Origin of the sequence: Streptomyces sp. STR69, assembly GCF_024519455.1 — a bacterium.
GTDB lineage: Bacteria > Actinomycetota > Actinomycetes > Streptomycetales > Streptomycetaceae > Streptomyces.
The window spans coordinates 1-17,272 of record NZ_JALJRY010000048.1 but is presented as its reverse complement, the minus strand read 5'-3'; the positions used below and the strand labels follow the sequence as shown (position 1 = coordinate 17,272).

Below are 17,272 nucleotides of genomic sequence, written 5' to 3'. Positions count from 1 at the left end.
GGACCGTGAGCGGACGGCATGCGACTCCCTCGCGGTGGGGACATCTGTACCGCGAGATCGCGAAGTTCGGCGTGGTCGGGCTGTCGGGGTTCGTGGTCAACCTCGGGGTCTTCAACCTCATCAGGAGCGTCGCCCACTGGCAGACCGTGCGGGCGGGGGTCGTGGCGACGGCCTGCGCGATCCTGGGCAACTACCTGGGCCTGCGGTACTTCGCCTACCGGGACCGGGCCCAGGACGACCGGACCGGCAGACGAAGAGAGCTGGGCCTCTTCCTCTTCTTCAGTGCGGTCGGCCTCGTCATCGAGAACTCGGTCCTCTACGCGACCACCTATGGACTCGGCTGGGGCAGTCCCCTCGCCACCAACGTCAGCAAGTTCCTCGGCATCGGCGTCGCGACCCTCTTCCGGTTCTGGTCCTACCGGACGTGGGTCTTCAGAACGGCCGGCGGAAGGCGGGAACACACCGTGGCGGACCCGCGTGACGAGGTACCCGCCTTCCCTCCCCACCGGGAGGCGCCGGTGCTGGCCGAGGCGCGTGACTGGAGCTGATCACCGGCAGGACAGCGGCGCAGGCCCGATGGCGGGGGCGGCTATCCGGCCGCCGCTGCCGCCGAGGCCTGGGCCTCGCCCCGTCTGCCGATCTGGCGGAACGCGAACTCGGCCAGGTCGTCGCCGATGCTGAAGACCTTGGTGTCCTTCGTCGTCACGTCCGTGCCGTTGGTGAAGCCGGCGATCGTGAAGTAGGCGTAGCGGCCGTAGGCGTTGGTGGTCGTGCGGCACACCGCGCCGTCGCAGAACGGCTTGACGCCCTTGCCGGACAGGGACTTGATGATGCTCTTCGTGTCCGCCTGTGTCTTGGCCTTCTCGGCCTGGGCCTCGGTGTCGAAGACGGCCACGCCGACCGTCACCGCGACATCGTCCTTGGTGTAGGTGACGCGCATCAGGCGGGTGCAGTCGTTGGCCGTGAGGACCTTCGGGAGAGTCGACTGGGCGGCCGAGGCACAGTTCGTGGTGTCGGCCGTCGGGCCCTTCTTGTACACCGTCGAGCCCATGGTCAACTGCGTGCCGGGGAACAGGAGTTCCGCGCTGAGCGGCGCGGTGTCCTTGGCCTTGCTGGAGATGAACTCCTTCGGGTCCAGCGGCGGCGGCGCACTGGTCGGCGCGAAGGACGGCGAGGTGGCGCCGGTGCTCGGCAGGGACCCGCTCGCGGGCAGGTTCGTCGGCTGCCCGGACGCGGTGTCGTCGCCGTTCGCCGACATGACGGCCATGGCGACGGCCGTCCCGACGGCTATCGTCGCGACCGCGCCGCCGCCTATGAGCAGCAGTCTCTTGCGCCGGTTGCGTGTCTCCGCCCGGTCGGCGAGCGCGGCCCAGTCCGGGGTCTCGTCGTCGACGTTGCCGCCCCACGGCTGCTGCGATTGCGGTTTCCAGGGATCCCACTGGGACTGGGGTCCCCCCTGCCCAAAGCTCATGGGTCGCATCCTAGACGGGGCAACGCCCGTGCACGTGCGTCTCAATGAGCCCTGGAGCAACTGACGTTGAGGGTGTAACGGTACGTGTCCGCACCCTTGCCGTGCGCTTCCGCCCGGAGCGCTCCCGGCCCCCGTGAAGCCGCAGGTGGCCGCCCGGCCGCACCCCGTTTTGACCCGTCCGGGGCAGCGCGAGTAGTCTTGCGGTTTGTTATGCGTATCGGCTTGGTCGTTCTCAGACGAGAAGCCCTTGCGTAGGTTCCCTGGAGCAGTTACCAGTGGGCGGCATACGGGCATCGTCCCCGGCCATTGTCGTCCCCAGCTGCACGATCGCTTCAGTGATGCCATGTGTCAGCACCCATCCACTGAAGAAGAAGGCTGCGAAGTGCGTACGTACAGCCCCAAGCCCGGCGATGTGACTCGCCAGTGGCACGTCATCGACGCGCAGGACATCGTCCTGGGCCGTCTGGCTACCACTGCTGCGAACCTCCTCCGTGGCAAGCACAAGCCGACCTATGCCCCGCACATGGACATGGGTGACTTCGTCATCATCATCAACGCCGACAAGGTTCACCTGTCCGGCAACAAGAAGACCCAGAAGCTGGCGTACCGCCACTCCGGCTACCCGGGTGGTCTGCGCTCCGTCCGTTACGACGAGCTGCTGGCGAAGAACCCCGAGAAGGCCGTCGAGAAGGCCATCAAGGGCATGATCCCCAAGAACACCCTGGGCCGTCAGATGATCAGCAAGCTGAAGGTCTACTCGGGCGACCAGCACCCGCACGCTGCCCAGCAGCCGGTGCCGTTCGAGATCACCCAGGTCGCGCAGTAGTTCCGGCCACACCCCCTAAGACAGAAAAGAATCTGAGGAGAACCGTGGCCGAGACCACCGTTGAGCAGCCGGTCGAAGACACCGAGACCGAGCTCGTCGACATCGAGAGCTACACCACCGAGTCCGAGGTGCCCGTCGAGGGCGAGTACACCTCCGAGTCGCTCGCCGGCCGCTTCGGCGACCCGCAGCCCGCCGCCGGCCTGGGCCGCCGCAAGAACGCCATCGCGCGCGTTCGCATCGTGCCCGGCACCGGCAAGTGGAAGGTCAACGGGCGCACGCTTGAGGACTACTTCCCGAACAAGGTCCACCAGCAGGAAGTCAACGAGCCCTTCAAGGTGCTCGAACTCGACGGCCGCTACGACGTCATCGCCCGTATCTCGGGTGGCGGCGTCTCCGGTCAGGCCGGTGCCCTGCGCCTCGGCGTGGCCCGCGCGCTGAACGAGGCCGACGTGGACAACAACCGCGCCGCCCTCAAGAAGGCCGGTTACCTCCGTCGCGACGACCGTGCGGTCGAGCGCAAGAAGGCCGGTCTCAAGAAGGCCCGCAAGGCCCCGCAGTACAGCAAGCGCTAAATCGCGACTGCTGTCTGTACTCCGAACGCCCCGGCGGCACGCCAGTCGTGCCGCCGGGGCGTTCGTTTATCACAGCGCGGGGCGTATAACGGCACAAGACGCTCAAAGGCTTGTGTGATCGGATGAACAGGCATCGTATGCCTGGATGCAGGACGTTCGCCCTGCAGAACTTTCGCCTTCCTCAGGAGGACAAGTGGGACGACTCTTCGGCACGGACGGCGTGCGCGGTGTCGCCAACGCGGATCTGACGGCCGAGCTGGCCCTCGGCCTCTCCGTCGCGGCGGCGCATGTACTCGCCGAGGCGGGCACGTTCGCCGGCCACCGGGCAACGGCCGTGGTCGGGCGGGACCCGCGCGCGTCCGGGGAGTTCCTGGAGGCCGCGGTGGTCGCGGGCCTGGCCAGCTCGGGAGTGGACGTACTGCTCGTCGGTGTGCTGCCCACCCCCGCGGTGGCGTATCTCACCGGTGTGCTGGGCGCCGACCTCGGTGTGATGCTCTCCGCGAGCCACAACGCCATGCCCGACAACGGACTGAAGTTCCTCGCGCGCGGCGGGCACAAGCTCGACGACGAGCTGGAGGACCGGATCGAGAAGGTCTACGAGGAGCACCGCACCGGCGCCCCCTGGGACCGTCCGACCGGCTCGGGCGTCGGCCGGGTCCGGCACTACAGCGAAGGCTTCGACCAGTACGTCGCCCATCTCATCGGCGTGCTCCCGAACCGGCTCGACGGGCTGAAGATCGTCCTCGACGAGGCGCACGGCGCCGCGGCCCGTGTCTCCCCGGAGGCCTTCTCCCGGGCCGGCGCCGAGGTCATCACCATCGGCACCGACCCCAACGGCCTCAACATCAACGACGGTTGCGGCTCCACCCACCTGGGTCTGCTGCAGGCCGCCGTCGTCGAGCACGGCGCCGACTTCGGCATCGCGCACGACGGGGACGCCGACCGCTGCCTGGCCGTGGACCACACCGGTGAAGAGGTCGACGGGGACCAGATCATGGCCGTGATCGCGCTGGCGATGCGGGAGCGTTCCGCACTGCGCTCCGACACCGTCGTCGCGACCGTCATGTCGAACCTCGGCTTCAAACTGGCCATGGAGCGCGAGGGCCTGACGCTCGTCCAGACCGCGGTCGGCGACCGCTACGTCCTGGAGGAGATGAAGGAGCACGGCTACGCGCTGGGCGGCGAGCAGTCCGGGCACGTGATCATCCTGGACCACGCGACCACGGGCGACGGCACGCTGACCGGCCTGATGCTGGCGGCGCGGGTCGCCGACACCGGCCGTACGCTCAAGGACCTCGCGTCCGTGATGGTGCGGTTGCCGCAGGTGCTCATCAATGTGCCGGACGTGGACCGGACCCGGGTGGGCACGTCTGCGGACCTGGCGGCTGCGGTTGCCGAGGCGGAGCGTGAACTCGGCTCCACGGGGCGGGTGTTGTTGCGGCCTTCGGGTACCGAGCCGTTGGTGCGGGTGATGGTCGAGGCCGCCGACATCGACCAGGCGCGGTCTGTGGCCGGGCGGTTGGCGGATGCGGTGAAGTCGGCGCTGGGCTGAGCGAGTTGAGCCGGCGGCCGGTCAGGTGAGTCGAGCGGTGGTGCGCTCGCGCTGCCAGGCCCAGAACGCCTTCTGGGCCAGCAACGTGAGCGTGCCCGCCACCACGATTCCGCCGAGGTTGGCGAGCAACTGCCAAGTGGAGCCCCACGTCTGGGAGTAGTCCCGGTAGCTGAAGGCGACGGCGGCGTTCGCGGCGGCCGGGACGGTCGTCACCGAGATCGCCACCCCGATCAGCGCACCGGACTTCGCGGACGTCAGCGACAGCGTGCCCGCGATACCGGCCAGGAACGCCACGACGAAGGACATCCAGTCGGGTTTCCAGATGAAGGCGGTGTTGGGCCGGGCCGCCTCCACCATGGACTTCTCGAAGAGTCCGAAGGCGTCCAGCAGCCAACTGAAGCCCACCGTCAGCACCATGGCCGCCGCGAACCCGGCGAGCAGCGCCCACAGCGACCGCCACACGAGCTGCGGGGCCTTCCGCACCAGCGCCGTCGAGATCCCCGCGAGCGGCCCGAACTCCGGTCCCACGGCCATCGCGCCCACGATCAGGATCGCGTTGTCCAGCATCACACCGCAGGCCGCGAGCATCGTGGCGACGGCCAGGAACGCGACATAGGTGACGCTGAGCGTCGACTCCTCGTGCGTCGCGTCCGCCAGGTGCTCCCACAGCACCGCGTCCGCGCCCTCGCCCGGCGCCTCGTCCTGAGCCGTGTCGGCCCGCTCCGACAACGACAGGTCGATGTTCTCGACGGCGATCGAGCCGGTCCGGTCGACCCCCAACTCCCTCAGCCCGCCGATGAGTTCGTCACCGGCCTCGCGGGCGACGTCGCACATGACGACGTCGCCGGTCGGGTTGCGGGCGGCGCCGGGCAGGACGACGAGATGCGTGGTGCCGACGGTCGTCTCGATCAGCCGGACCACGTCGTCGGTCCGGTCGGTGGGGGTGATCAGGCGCAGGTGCAGCATGCGGGCAGGGTAGCCGTCACAGTTTGCGCAGGCTGAGCCGCTGCACCTTGTGGTCGGTTCCCTTGCGGACGACGAGAGTGGCGCGCCCCCGGGTGGGGGCGATGTTCTCCACCAGGTTCGGCTTGTTGATGGTCCGCCAGAGGGTGCGGGCGTAGTCCACGGCCTCGTCCTCGGAGACCTGGGTGTACTTGCGGAAGTACGAGTCCGGGTTCTGGAACGCGGTGGCCCGCAGCTTGCGGAACCGGTTCAGATACCAGCGCTCGATGTCCTCGGCGCTCGCGTCGACGTACACACTGAAGTCGAAGTAGTCGGCGAGACCGACGCGGGTGCGGCCGTCCTTGCCGGGGAGGGCGGGCTGCAGCACGTTCAGCCCCTCCACGATCAGGATGTCGGGCCGGCGGACCGTGAGCCGCTGATCAGGGATGATGTCGTAGATGAGATGCGAATAGACAGGCGCGGTGACCTCGTCCTTGCCCGCCTTGATGTCGGCGACGAAACGGGTCAGCGCCCGCCGGTCGTACGACTCCGGGAACCCCTTCCGCGACATCAGCCCACGGGCCTCCAGCTCCCGGGTGGGCAGCAGGAACCCGTCGGTGGTGACCAGCTCGACGCGCGGATGCTCGGGCCAACGGGAGAGCAACGCCTGCAGCAGCCGGGCGACGGTCGACTTTCCTACGGCCACCGACCCCGCGACGCCTATGACGAACGGGGTGCCGGACTGGGAGCCCTGTTCGCCCAGGAAGGTGTTCAGGGCGCTTCTGAGGCCGTCCGTGGCGCCGACGTAGAGGTTGAGGAGTCTGGACAGCGGGAGGTAGATGTCCCGCACCTCGTCGAGGTCGATGACATCACCGAGGCCGCGCAGCTTCTCGACCTCGTCGGCGGTGAGCGGCAGCGGTGTCTTGTCGCGCAGCGCGCTCCACTCGGCTCGGGTGAGGTCGACGTAGGGAGTCGCCTCCGGCTTGTGCCGGTGGGCGCTCCGGGGCATCGGGGAGACCGGAGAGATCACCAGTCTATTGTTAACGGAGTTTGAACGGGGTGGTGGGTGGGGTGCGTCACCCCGGGTGTCCGGAAGCCGTAGCAGACACTTCTGCCGGCGGCCGAAATTTCCGAAATCGGGCACGAAGTGCCGTGTTCGGGCGGTCCCCGGCGCCTAGGCTGCCGCGCATGTGCGGAATCGTGGGATACGTGGGGTCGCAGTCGGCGCTTGATGTGGTGATGGCCGGACTGAAGCGACTGGAGTACCGGGGTTACGACTCGGCGGGCGTCGCCGTGCTCGCGGACGGCGGGCTGGCGGCGGCGAAGAAGGCCGGGAAACTCGTCAATCTGGAGAAGGAACTGGTTGACCGGCCGCTGCCGGCGGGGTCGACCGGCATCGGGCACACACGCTGGGCCACGCACGGCGGCCCTACGGACGCGAATGCGCATCCTCATCTCGACAACGCGGGCCGGGTCGCCGTCGTCCACAACGGCATCATCGAGAACTTCGCCTGTCTGCGGGCCGAGTTGACGGAACGCGGGCACGATCTCGCCTCCGACACGGACACCGAGGTGGTCGCGCATCTGCTGGCCGAGGAGTTCTCGGCGTGCGCGGACCTCGCGGAGGCGATGCGGCAGGTGTGCCGGCGCCTGGAGGGCGCGTTCACCCTGGTCGCCGTCCACGCGGACGAGCCGGACGTGGTCGTCGGCGCGCGCCGCAACTCGCCCCTCGTGGTCGGTGTCGGCGAGGGCGAGGCCTTCCTCGCCTCCGACGTCGCCGCGTTCATCGCCCACACGCGGTCCGCGATCGAACTGGGCCAGGACCAGGTGGTCGAACTGCGCCGCGACGGGGTGACGGTCACCGGTTTCGACGGCGCCCCGGCCGAGGTCCGCTCCTACCACGTCGACTGGGACGCCTCCGCTGCCGAGAAGGGCGGCTACGACTACTTCATGCTCAAGGAGATCGCCGAGCAGCCGAAGGCGGTCGCCGACACGTTGTTGGGGCGGATCGATGCGGCGGGCCTGCTCACGCTGGATGAAGTCCGCATCCCCGTCCATGAGTTGAGGGAGATCGACAAGGTCGTCATCGTCGCCTGCGGTACGGCCTTCCACGCCGGGCTGATCGCCAAGTACGCCATCGAGCACTGGACACGCATCCCGTGCGAGGTGGAGCTGGCGAGCGAGTTCCGCTACCGGGACCCGATCCTGGGCGCGCGGTCCCTGGTCATCGCCATCTCGCAGTCCGGCGAGACGATGGACACGCTGATGGCGCTGCGGCACGCCCGTGAGCAGGGTTCGAAGGTGCTGGCCATCTGCAACACCAACGGCTCGACGATTCCCCGTGAGTCGGACGCGGTGCTGTACACGCACGCCGGCCCGGAGGTCGCCGTGGCGTCCACGAAGGCGTTCCTGACGCAGCTGGTGGCGTGCTACCTGGTCGCCCTGTATCTCGGCCAGGTGCGGGGCACCAAGTGGGGCGACGAGATCCAGGCCGTCATCCGCGACCTCGCGCAGATCTCCGGCGAGGTCGAACGGGTGCTGGAAACCATGGAGCCGGTACGGGAGTTGGCGCGCTCGGTGGCGTCGAAGAACACGGTGCTGTTCCTGGGACGGCACGTCGGCTATCCCGTCGCTCTCGAAGGCGCCCTGAAACTCAAGGAGTTGGCGTACATGCACGCCGAGGGCTTCGCGGCGGGGGAGTTGAAGCACGGGCCGATCGCGCTCATCGAGGAGGGCATGCCGGTCGTGGTGGTCGTTCCCTCCCCGCGCGGCCGTTCCGTCCTCCACGACAAGATCGTGTCCAACATCCAGGAGATCCGGGCGCGGGGTGCGATGACCATCGTGATCGCGGAGGAGGGCGACGAGACGGTCGTTCCGTACGCCGACCATCTGATCCGGATCCCCGCCACCCCGACCCTGCTGCAACCCCTCGTCGCCACCGTCCCGTTGCAGGTCTTCGCCTGCGAACTGGCCACCGCCCGCGGCAACGAGGTGGACCAGCCGCGGAACCTGGCGAAGTCGGTGACGGTGGAGTGAGCGGCCTTCAGCCAACTGCCAGGATTCCGGCGAGACTTACGGCGGGGCAGCCGAGCATGCCGGTCAACGCGCGACGCTGACGCGGCGTAAGAGGAGTCACGAAGACCGCCGCTCCGGCGGCGGTCTGCTCACAGAGCAGCGCGGCTTCCCGGACCTTCCCGTAGGTCAGCAGAGTCCGTGCGGAGAACGGCAGCGCCATCTTCCTCGCCCCGCCGTCCGAGACACCACGCCGCTGCACGATCCGACCCACGACCCGCGCACCGCGAGTCTCCAACTCCCGCGCCGCCGAATCCATCAGCGCGCCGCAGTCCTTCTGCCTGCCGGAGAAACAGCCGACGATCACGACATCGGCCCCCGCGACGACCGGGACCGGAGCCGGGTGCCGGGCCGGTTCCGGTCGATGCGTTGGACGCCGGTCGCGCCATCGGCCCTGATGCATGTCCCACAGACTAGGCGCACATCAACTCCCCGCATCTGCCGGGCGCCCGGGTCAAGCACGCTCCATCGCACCGTCCAGGTGCGTGATGACCGCCGCCACGTCGTCGCTCTCCGTGTGGCGGATCAGTTCCAGGGCCGGGCGGACCAGGGCGCCCGGGCGGGCGATCAGGCGGGCGAGCACGGCGGCTCGGATGTCGAGGCGGTCGATGGTGGACTCCTGTTCCGCTTCGGTCTGGCCGGCGAGCAGGACGGTGTTGTGCCATGCCTCCTGGCGGGACTGGACGATGCTGAAGTCGAGGATCTGTTCGTCGGTGCGACCGCCGACCCGGTCCAGCAGGGACAGGAGCGGTGACAGGGCGTCTACCGAGTCCTGGACCGCCAGCACCACTCGCGCCAGGATGTCGTTGATCAGCAGGTAGTCGTGCTGCAGGGCATGGATGTCCGTGCCGGGGTCGGTCCGCGCGGCGGCGACGGCCAGGTCCAGGTTGATGTGCGCGTTCACGCCGAGGATCAGGTGCTGGACGATGACGGTGTCGGAGTCGTCGAGAAGGCCGAACGTCTCGCGCCAGCAGCGCGGTCCGCTGCGGTCGCGGAGCCAGGCGTCGTGGGCGTCGAAGTAACGGTTGCCGAAGAGCGTGTCGAAACGGTCCATGCGGGCGCCGTCCTCGAACCGTCCCTCGTGGATGGCCTTGCGGATCTCGACGGTCACCTGTCGGTAGAGCGCCGCGAAGTATCCGATCCGGTCACCGGTGCGGGTCGCCTCCCGCACGATCTCGGCAAGCCCGTCCACGACCTCGTCGATGTTCTGTGCCGTCATGCCCAACTCCCTTTGTCGGAGCCATGGTTCGGACTGCCCAGTCTCACCGATACCGACGGCTGCGGTACGGCTCACACGCACATGCGTGCTTCACCCCGCCCGCCACCGCTGCTCCGCGCCCCCGGTCAACGGCACCAGCGAAACCCCGTCACCGCCGTCCGGTGTCATCCCGGTCAAGATCGCGATCGCCGGGCGGATCACCCCGTCGTCGTCCACCGTGAACCGCAGGTTCTCGCCGTGACTCCCGTCCACCGAATCGCACTCCCAGATGCCGACCCCCTTGTCCACGGACCCCCGGCTGTCCAGGCATAGGTCGGAGTCGGCGGACGACTGCACCACCCCGCGGGTCGAATCCACGCGCCACAGCTGGGTGTCGGACGAGGCGCAGGGGGCTGTGATCACATCCGTGCCCTCCGTCAGCTCGCCGTCCCGGATGTCCAGGCACCGGCCCGTGGAGACGTTCACGATCCGGGCGTAGGTGCCGTCGGGCGCGTGAGTGATCGGAGAAGGGGTGGGGCTGGGGCCTGCCGAGTGCGTCGGCTTCGAACTCCGCGTGGGGGACGGTGACTTGGAGGGTGACGTCGAGGGTGTCACCGGGACCGTCGCCGTCACCGTCACCTCGGACGGGGTCGACGGGATCGCCACCGTGGCCGCCGCCGCGCCCGGATGCGGCGAGTCGCCCGGCCGCAGCAGGAAGAACAGCAGCGGCACCAACGCCACACCCAGAGCCGCCGAGGCCAGCACCAGGCGGCGCGAGGTCGACCAGGTGGAGGGCGCCCAAGTCGCGGGAGTCCCCAGGGCGTTGCCCCTCACCTCGGCGCGGTTCCGCAGCGCGTACGACGCCCCCGCCCACGGCAGCAACCCCTCCGCCAGCGTCGCCCGCGGAGCGTCCCGCAGCGCCGTCAGTTCCTCGTACGCGCCCGTGCAGTGGGCGCAGTGCGCCATGTGGGCGTGCAGGTCGGCGCTGTCGCGGGGGTTGTCGGGGCGTACCGACTCCTCGATCAGACGCCGGAAGTCACCGCAGCGCGGGTCGTCGGAGGCGGCCAGGCGGGACTTCAGACAGGCCTGGGCCATGGCCTGCAGGGCCCGTTCGGTGCCGTGGACGACGTCCTGGTGGGTGAGGCCGAGGAAGGCGGCGGTCACGGCTTCCGGTTCCCGCTCGACGACGCCGTACCAGACCAGGCCCTGGGTGCGGGCGGGGAGGGACTGGAAGGCCGGGAGCATGGTGGGCTTCGGGGCCGCCGTGTTCAGGAGCAGCAGGAGGCCGGAATCCAGGCCGGTCGAGCGGTCGTCGAGGGACCACGAGATGGCCACCCGCCCTGTCAGCAGCAGGAGTTGGTGCCGCCAGGGGACCGCCGGGTCCACCCCGCGCGCCGTCTCGCGGGCCGCGAGGGTGAACGCCTGCGCCGCCAGCTGCCGTGCCGCCGACTCGCTCGTGGTGCACAGGCGGGCGTAGGACAGCACGGACGGCTGGTGCCGGGTGCGGAGTTCCTGGAGCGCCGGATAGACCGTGGACGTGCCGGCGCGCAGCAGTTCCGTGAGCCGCGCGTCGGAAGCGTCGGCGTGTGCACCGCCGTACTCCTCGGAGTGAACCATTCACCCGTCTCCTCGCGCCGGTCCTGACGTACCAGCCAGTTTGTCGGGTGACCATAGTGGTGGAAGGTGACCGGCGGGGAAAGAGGTTTCTGTGGGTAACCCGGTAGTGCCGAGGTCGGGGAACGCCTGAGCGCGGCGCACGCACACGCGCGCCGCGCTCAGCACAGGCGAAGGAGGGCGGGGGAGGGTTACTCCTCGACCGTCAGTGCCTTCCGCAGGCGTACCAGCGTTCGCGACAGCAGTCGCGACACATGCATCTGCGAGATGCCCAGTTCGTCGCCGATCTCCGACTGCGTCATGTTGGCGACGAAGCGCAGGGAGAGGATCTGCCGGTCCCGTTGCGGGAGTTGGGCGATCAGCGGCTTCAACGACTCGATGTACTCGATGCCTTCGAGCCCGTGGTCCTCGTAGCCGATGCGGTCCGCGAGCGCGCCCTCGGAGTCGTCCTCCTCGGGCTGGGCGTCAAGTGAGCTGGCGGTGTAGGCATTTGATGCCGCCATGCCCTCGACGACCTCGTCGCGGGAGAGCTTCAGGCGCTCGGCCAGTTCGGCCACGGTGGGGGCGCGGTCGAGTTGCTGGGCCAGTTCGTCGCCGGCCTTCGCCAGGTCGAGCCGGAGTTCCTGCAGTCGGCGCGGGACGCGCACGGACCACGAGGTGTCGCGGAAGAAGCGCTTGATCTCACCGACGATGGTGGGCATCGCGAAGGTGGGGAACTCCACGCCGCGGCTGAGTTCGAAGCGGTCGATCGCCTTGATCAGGCCGATCGTGCCGACCTGGATGATGTCCTCCATCGGCTCGCTGCGCGAGCGGAAGCGGGAGGCGGCGAACTTGACCAGCGCGAGGTTGAGTTCGACGAGCGTGTTGCGGACGTACGAGTAGGCGTGCGTGCCTTCTTCGAGGGACTCCAGCCGCTCGAAGAGAGTCTTGGACAGAGCGCGTGCGTCGACGGCTCCGACCTCGTCGTACGGGGGGATCTCCGGGAGCCCCTCGATGATGGGATTGGGATCCAGTTGTGCCGGTGGGGGTGTCGACGTCGCTGTCGGGGTAGGCGATGCGTCGAGCCGGGGTGACATGGTGTCCTCCATCGTTCTCGGCATATGGCTGCCGAAGCCGGTGCGTGCACTGCGGAGTGCGGCGCCTCCAAAGCCGGTCGTGTCGGTCGGTCGTATCGGGTGTCCAATGTCCAAACAGTTGTCTCTACTAGCCCTACCCGGTTTCCGGAGCCCGCCGCAAGTGCGCTGTGTATCCATATGTCCACTTATGGGCGGTTGTTCGGGTGTCGGAGAGTGTGAGGAAGGCGTAGTGTTCCAGGGCGAACGTCAACAGCCACGACCTCGGGAGAGAGAGACGGCATGGACCGCGGCACGGTCGGCAGCGCACAGTCTGGCCGGCTTCTGGTCGAGGTGCGGAAGCAGGGCCTCAGCGCCGTCGTGACACCGGCCGGTGAGTTGGATCACCACACCGCCGATCTGTTGCGCGAACCACTGGAGGACCTGCTCGCCCACGGGTACGCACGGCTCGTCGTGGACTGCTCACGGCTGGAGTTCTGCGACTCCACGGGCCTGAACGTACTGCTCGGCGCGCGACTGAAGGCGGAGGCCGCAGACGGCGGAGTGCACCTCGTGGGGATGAAGCCCGCGGTGGCGCGCGTCTTCGAGATCACGGGGGCGGATGCGGTCTTCACGGTCCACGACACCCTTGAGGCCGCTCTCGCCGACGAATAGGGGTGTTTTGCCGGTTCGCCCGGGCAGGAGAACAACATCGGAACCTGTCGGCGACCGGAGCGACGAAAAAGCCCCTGACCCACGTACTGACTGTTGAACACGTACCGACCCTTGAACACGTACCGACTCTTGACTCGTGAACCGGTGAATCGGTGAGGTGAAGCGCTGATGAGCACCACCCGGCCCTACCCGCCGGGCGACCGCCCGGAGCCTGGTGGCGCTACGGGGGCGCCCGCGGGGGGCGCTTCCGTGCCGTCCGCCGGGGACGACGCCGAACCGGTCGAGGGCCGGCAGATCCGCAGACTCGCTTTCGCGGGTGAGAGCGGGGTCGTCCCCCTCGCCCGCGACTTCGCCCGGCAGGCCCTGTACGCCTGGGGCTGGCTGCCCGCCGAGGGCGCCGACCGGCGCGCCGCCGCCGAGGACGTACTCCTCGTCGTCTCCGAACTGGTCACCAACGCCTGTCTGCACGCCGAAGGACCGGACGAGATGTGGATCACCTGCGAGAACAAGGTGATCCGCGTCGAGGTCTCCGATCGCGGCAGCGGCCAGCCCGCCCCCAGAACCCCGCACCGCGCTGGCCGCCCCGGCGGCCACGGCATGTTCATCGTGCAGCGGCTGTGCCTGGACTGGGGAGTCGTACGGACTCCGGGGGTCACCGGAAAGACCGTGTGGGCGGAGCTGGGAGCACCGGCGTAACGCGGTCGCCGCGCCCGCGAGAACATCGTTCCCCCGAAAACCGACGCACGCCGGATCGTCACAACTCCGACGTGCGCCTTGTCTTCCTTCCTCACGACCCCGGGCGTACCTTGACGGCCGATCTGATGTGCCGTCAGGAATGAGGGGACCGTGTCGTACCAGAAACGAACCGCAGCGCTCGCGTCCGTCGCGGCCCTGGCCGGCTCGGCGGTATTCATGGCCGCCCCCGCAGCCCGGGCCGACGTGGTCGACGTCAACTACAAGTGCCAGACGCCGATCGGCGTTAAGACAGCCGTCTCGCCCATCGACATCAAGGGCGTCAAGAGCGGCAGCGGCTACAAGCTCACCATGTCCTGGCAGAAGGGCGTCTCCTCCAGCCCCGTCGAACTCGGCAAGGGCGCGATGAGCCCCAGTGCCACCATCAAGGTGGGCGGCGCCGACAGCGGCACGGTCTCTGTGTCGGGCCCCGCCAACGCCGCCGCGATCCCCGCCAACACCCCCATCAAAATCAACGACTTGACCGGCACGTACACCCCGAAGGCCAGCGGCAAGGTCACGTTCACGGCGGCCATTCTCACCATCAAGGCCCTCGGTACGACGACCACGTGCACCCCCACCAACAGCCCCGGCCCGTCCCTCACGCTGGACGTCACGGCGGCGGGCGGATCATCGGGATCCAGCGGCTCGACCGGGAGCGACACCGGTACGGACTCCGGCGGCACGCTCCCCAAGACCGGCCCCGACGACTCGGTCATCGCCCTCGGCACGCTCGGCGGCACGGTGCTGCTCGCGGGCGCGGCGGGCACCCTGTGGCTGACCCGGCGCAACCAGACGGCCCGCGCCCGCCGTTGACAGCCCCCGCACGTCCGCCGTGGAGCCGCCCCGACCGGGAGCGTGCTGCTTCTCGTACGACTACGGCTACGACGTCGGCGGCGTCGTACGGATGACGACGGTCGGGTGGCCGAACCCCCGGGTGAGGAAGGCGAGTTGACGGGAGCGGTGATGTGAGCGGCAAGGTGCGGATCTCGGCGCTGGTGGCGGTGCTCGCGCTGCTTCTGCTGCCGTTGGCGGGGGCGACGCCGGTCGCGGCGGCCGACGGACCGAAGGTGACGCTCTCCAAGTCGCAGGCGGGGACCGGCGGTTCGATCACCGTCTCCGGCAGCGGCTGGCGGACGCACGCCCTGCTGATGGTGCTGATCTGCGGGCAGGCCACGCCCGCGCGCGGGGTGATCGGCGGCACCAACTCCTGTGCCAACGCGGACGGCCGTGCCGTCACGACCGACGCCAAGGGTGTCTTCAGCAAGAAACTCCCGGTGTCCGAACCGCCGGTGCCGTGCCCGTGCGTGGTGCATGTGGCGACGGTGACCGGGGCGAGCGCGTCCGCGGACGCCGTCTTCCAGGTGGCGGGCCACGCGGTCGAACCACTGCCCGCGGAGCCGTCGACCGGACGGCTGTCGGTCCTCTCCGACACCCGCCTCGACGGTTCGAGCGGGCTGCTGACCTGGTTCGGGGCACCGGCGTCCCGCACGCTGGTCTTCACCGTCGGCAACGCCGGCTCGTCCCCCGTCAAGAACCCGGTGTTCCAAGTCGGCACCTCCCACGGGGTGTTCGCACCGCAGTGGGACGACCAGCAGTTCAGCGGCACGATCGCGCCCGGCGGCAAGGCGGAGGTCAAACTCCCGGTCGAACTGTCGGCCGGGGCACACGGCGACTACAGCGTCTCGCTGAAATACGGCGGCCGGGTACTCGCCGAGGAGCCGTGGGGCGTGGGCCGCCCCTGGGGCGTGACCCTGTTCTGGATCCTCCTCTGCGTGGTCGTACCGGCGGCGGTGTTCCGCGTCGGCATGGCCGTGGTGGACCGGCTACGGCCGCGCAAGGCGCGCCGCAGCACGGGCCCGGCCCGGCACCGGGACCTGCGACTACGGCTGCGACTGCGGCTGCCCGAACAACTCGCCCTGCGCCTGCCGAAGTCCGGCACGGCCGCACCGTACACAGCCTCTGTGACCTCGACCCTGCCGTGGTTCACCCCGGACTCCGACCCGGGCACGGCCGGCCGGCTCTCCGCACCGCACGACGACAGTCCGACGAGTCCAACGACTCCCACCAGGAAGGGACTTCAGTGAGAAAGCGAAGGAGAGTCATACCGGCCGGCGGACGGAGGGCGGGTGCGGCGGCCACGGCGTTGATCCTCGGCGGCGCGGGCGTCCTGCTCGGCATGAGCGCCGGGTCCGCGCAGGCCGCCGAGGTGTCCTACGCCACCCACTGCGTGCCGCCCGCGGGCATCGACCCGGTCGACGGCACCACGAAGGTCGAGATCACCGCGCCCGCCACGGCGCATGTCGGCGACACGGTCGACGTCGTGTGGAAGTTCACGCAGGCCGCGTCCAAGAACCCCAACATCATCGACCTGCCCGCCAACTCCGTTCAGCCGTCGGGGACTTTGAAGGCGGGAGGCGCGCAGACCGCCGCCATCGCGATGCTGGGCCCGCGCGTGAACCCGGCGATCCCCAAGGGCGGCGCGATGACGCTGTCCGACATGAAGGGCACCCTGAAACTCACGACCGCCGGCGAGGTGACGCTGACACCGGACGCGTACACGGTCAACGCGTTCGGGACGGACACCAAGTGTGCGCCGACGGTGACGGTCCCGACGTCGGCGACGATCGATGTGACGGCGGGGGGCGGCAGCTCGTCGAGCACGTCACCGACCCCGTCGGACTCGACATCCGCGTCGGCGTCGGCGTCGGAGTCGGCGTCGGAGTCCGCCTCCGAGTCCGCGTCGAGCAGCCCCAGCGACTCGGTGTCCGCGAGCGCGAGCGACGGCACCGGCCAGAGCGACTTCACCGGCAAAGAGGTCTCCGTCCCGTACGCGTGCAAGACGCCGCTCGGTGACAAGAGTGCGACCTCGCCCGTGCAGATCAACGCGAAGAAGGACGGCGGGAGTTACGATCTCACCGTGCAGTTCAACGGCTCGGTGATGGACAGCCCCGCCGACATCCCGGCGAACTCCGTCAGCCCCTCGATGGAGGTGGTCCTCGGCGGCGCGGACACGGGGACCGTGCACGTGGAGGGACCGACGAACTCCGCTGCCATCAAGTCCGGCGACCCGATCCAGATCCCTGATCTGACGGGCACGTACAAGCCGGGCGCGAGCGGTACGTCGACACTCGCTCCCGGGGTTCTGACGGTCAAGGCCCTCGGCACGACGACGACCTGCACGCCGACCAAGTCCGAGGTCTCCCTGACCCTGGACACCACGGAACAGGCGAGCGGCGCGTCAGGCAGCACGTCGTCGTCATCCACCTCGACCTCCGGCGGCCTGGCGGAGACGGGGTCCAACAGCCATGGCGGTCTCAAGGCGCTCGGTCTGGTGTCCGGTACGGCGATTCTGTTGGGTGTGGGGGTGTTTACGTTTCTGCCGGGGCGGAGGCGGCTGCGGTAGACAAGTGCGGGTTGGCCACTCGCTTCTTGTCAGTGTCGGGCTTCCGCGGACCGAGTAAAGGGCGCTCCGCTGCGCTGCGCGTCGCCTGCGGCGATGACCCTTCGGGTCACCCTTGACTAGGTCCGCTCCAGCCCGTTTGAGAAGCGAGCGAGCGGCCGGG

The 17,272-nt window shown here is 69.2% G+C and carries 17 protein-coding genes; 10 read left to right on the top strand and 7 right to left on the bottom strand.

The window, feature by feature from the left end; all coding sequences use genetic code 11:
• Positions 1-5: 5 nt before the first annotated feature.
• Complete coding sequence (locus tag OC490_RS46835; protein ID WP_262064186.1) at positions 6-548, top strand: GtrA family protein; 543 nt, start codon at positions 6-8, stop codon at positions 546-548.
• Positions 549-589: 41 nt separating this feature from the next.
• Here OC490_RS46835 and OC490_RS46830 read toward each other — a convergent pair whose 3' ends face one another.
• A complete protein-coding gene (locus OC490_RS46830) occupies positions 590-1,471 on the bottom strand; it encodes a hypothetical protein (protein ID WP_262064185.1) in 882 nt (293 codons plus the stop codon).
• 382 nt (positions 1,472-1,853) lie between these two features.
• Between OC490_RS46830 and rplM the strand changes: the two genes are divergently transcribed.
• The 3 genes from rplM (at position 1,854) to glmM (ending at position 4,421) form a co-directional block, all read left to right on the top strand.
• The gene (gene rplM / locus OC490_RS46825; protein ID WP_013001400.1) at positions 1,854-2,297 is read left to right on the top strand and encodes a 50S ribosomal protein L13; all 444 of its coding nucleotides are present in this window, start codon (positions 1,854-1,856) and stop codon (positions 2,295-2,297) included.
• A 44-nt stretch (positions 2,298-2,341) separates the two neighbouring features.
• Positions 2,342-2,869: a 30S ribosomal protein S9 gene (gene rpsI / locus OC490_RS46820; protein WP_262064184.1), complete on the top strand. Its 528-nt coding sequence runs from the start codon at positions 2,342-2,344 to the stop codon at positions 2,867-2,869.
• Between the two features lie 193 nt (positions 2,870-3,062).
• Entirely contained in the window at positions 3,063-4,421 is a 1,359-nt protein-coding gene (gene glmM, locus OC490_RS46815; RefSeq protein ID WP_262064183.1) for a phosphoglucosamine mutase, read from the top strand.
• 21 nt (positions 4,422-4,442) lie between these two features.
• On the opposite strand, the gene OC490_RS46810 is transcribed toward glmM, so the two are convergent.
• On the bottom strand, positions 4,443-5,387 hold the full coding sequence (locus OC490_RS46810) for a DUF389 domain-containing protein (protein ID WP_262064182.1): 945 nt from the start codon (positions 5,385-5,387) through the stop codon (positions 4,443-4,445).
• 16 nt (positions 5,388-5,403) lie between these two features.
• The gene (gene coaA, locus OC490_RS46805) at positions 5,404-6,372 is read right to left on the bottom strand and encodes a type I pantothenate kinase (RefSeq protein WP_262064207.1); all 969 of its coding nucleotides are present in this window, start codon (positions 6,370-6,372) and stop codon (positions 5,404-5,406) included.
• 179 nt (positions 6,373-6,551) lie between these two features.
• Here coaA and glmS point away from each other — a divergent pair, with 179 nt between their 5' ends.
• Positions 6,552-8,399: a glutamine--fructose-6-phosphate transaminase (isomerizing) gene (gene glmS, locus OC490_RS46800; RefSeq protein WP_262064181.1), complete on the top strand. Its 1,848-nt coding sequence runs from the start codon at positions 6,552-6,554 to the stop codon at positions 8,397-8,399.
• Positions 8,400-8,406: 7 nt separating this feature from the next.
• On the opposite strand, the gene OC490_RS46795 is transcribed toward glmS, so the two are convergent.
• The 4 genes from OC490_RS46795 to OC490_RS46780 form a co-directional block, all read right to left on the bottom strand.
• Complete coding sequence (locus OC490_RS46795; protein WP_262064180.1) at positions 8,407-8,838, bottom strand: hypothetical protein; 432 nt, start codon at positions 8,836-8,838, stop codon at positions 8,407-8,409.
• Between the two features lie 51 nt (positions 8,839-8,889).
• Positions 8,890-9,654, bottom strand: coding sequence for a DUF5995 family protein (locus OC490_RS46790; protein ID WP_262064179.1), 765 nt, complete (start codon positions 9,652-9,654; stop codon positions 8,890-8,892).
• A 90-nt stretch (positions 9,655-9,744) separates the two neighbouring features.
• Complete coding sequence (locus OC490_RS46785; RefSeq protein WP_262064178.1) at positions 9,745-11,250, bottom strand: RICIN domain-containing protein; 1,506 nt, start codon at positions 11,248-11,250, stop codon at positions 9,745-9,747.
• A gap of 188 nt (positions 11,251-11,438) precedes the next feature.
• Entirely contained in the window at positions 11,439-12,323 is an 885-nt protein-coding gene (locus OC490_RS46780) for an RNA polymerase sigma factor SigF (protein ID WP_262064206.1), read from the bottom strand.
• Positions 12,324-12,602: 279 nt separating this feature from the next.
• On the opposite strand from OC490_RS46780, the gene OC490_RS46775 reads away from it, so the two are divergent.
• The 5 genes from OC490_RS46775 to OC490_RS46755 all read left to right on the top strand — a co-directional run bounded on the left by OC490_RS46775 (position 12,603) and on the right by OC490_RS46755 (position 17,112).
• Positions 12,603-12,974, top strand: coding sequence for an STAS domain-containing protein (locus OC490_RS46775; protein ID WP_262064177.1), 372 nt, complete (start codon positions 12,603-12,605; stop codon positions 12,972-12,974).
• Positions 12,975-13,142: 168 nt separating this feature from the next.
• Positions 13,143-13,670, top strand: a complete 528-nt coding sequence (locus OC490_RS46770; RefSeq protein ID WP_262064176.1) for an ATP-binding protein — start codon at positions 13,143-13,145, stop codon at positions 13,668-13,670.
• 150 nt (positions 13,671-13,820) lie between these two features.
• The gene (locus tag OC490_RS46765) at positions 13,821-14,522 is read left to right on the top strand and encodes an LPXTG cell wall anchor domain-containing protein (RefSeq protein WP_262064175.1); all 702 of its coding nucleotides are present in this window, start codon (positions 13,821-13,823) and stop codon (positions 14,520-14,522) included.
• 152 nt (positions 14,523-14,674) lie between these two features.
• Entirely contained in the window at positions 14,675-15,793 is a 1,119-nt protein-coding gene (locus tag OC490_RS46760) for a hypothetical protein (protein ID WP_262064174.1), read from the top strand.
• Positions 15,790-17,112, top strand: coding sequence for a hypothetical protein (locus OC490_RS46755; RefSeq protein WP_262064173.1), 1,323 nt, complete (start codon positions 15,790-15,792; stop codon positions 17,110-17,112). Before OC490_RS46760 ends, OC490_RS46755 begins: the two co-directional genes overlap by 4 nt.
• Positions 17,113-17,272 lie beyond the last annotated feature (160 nt).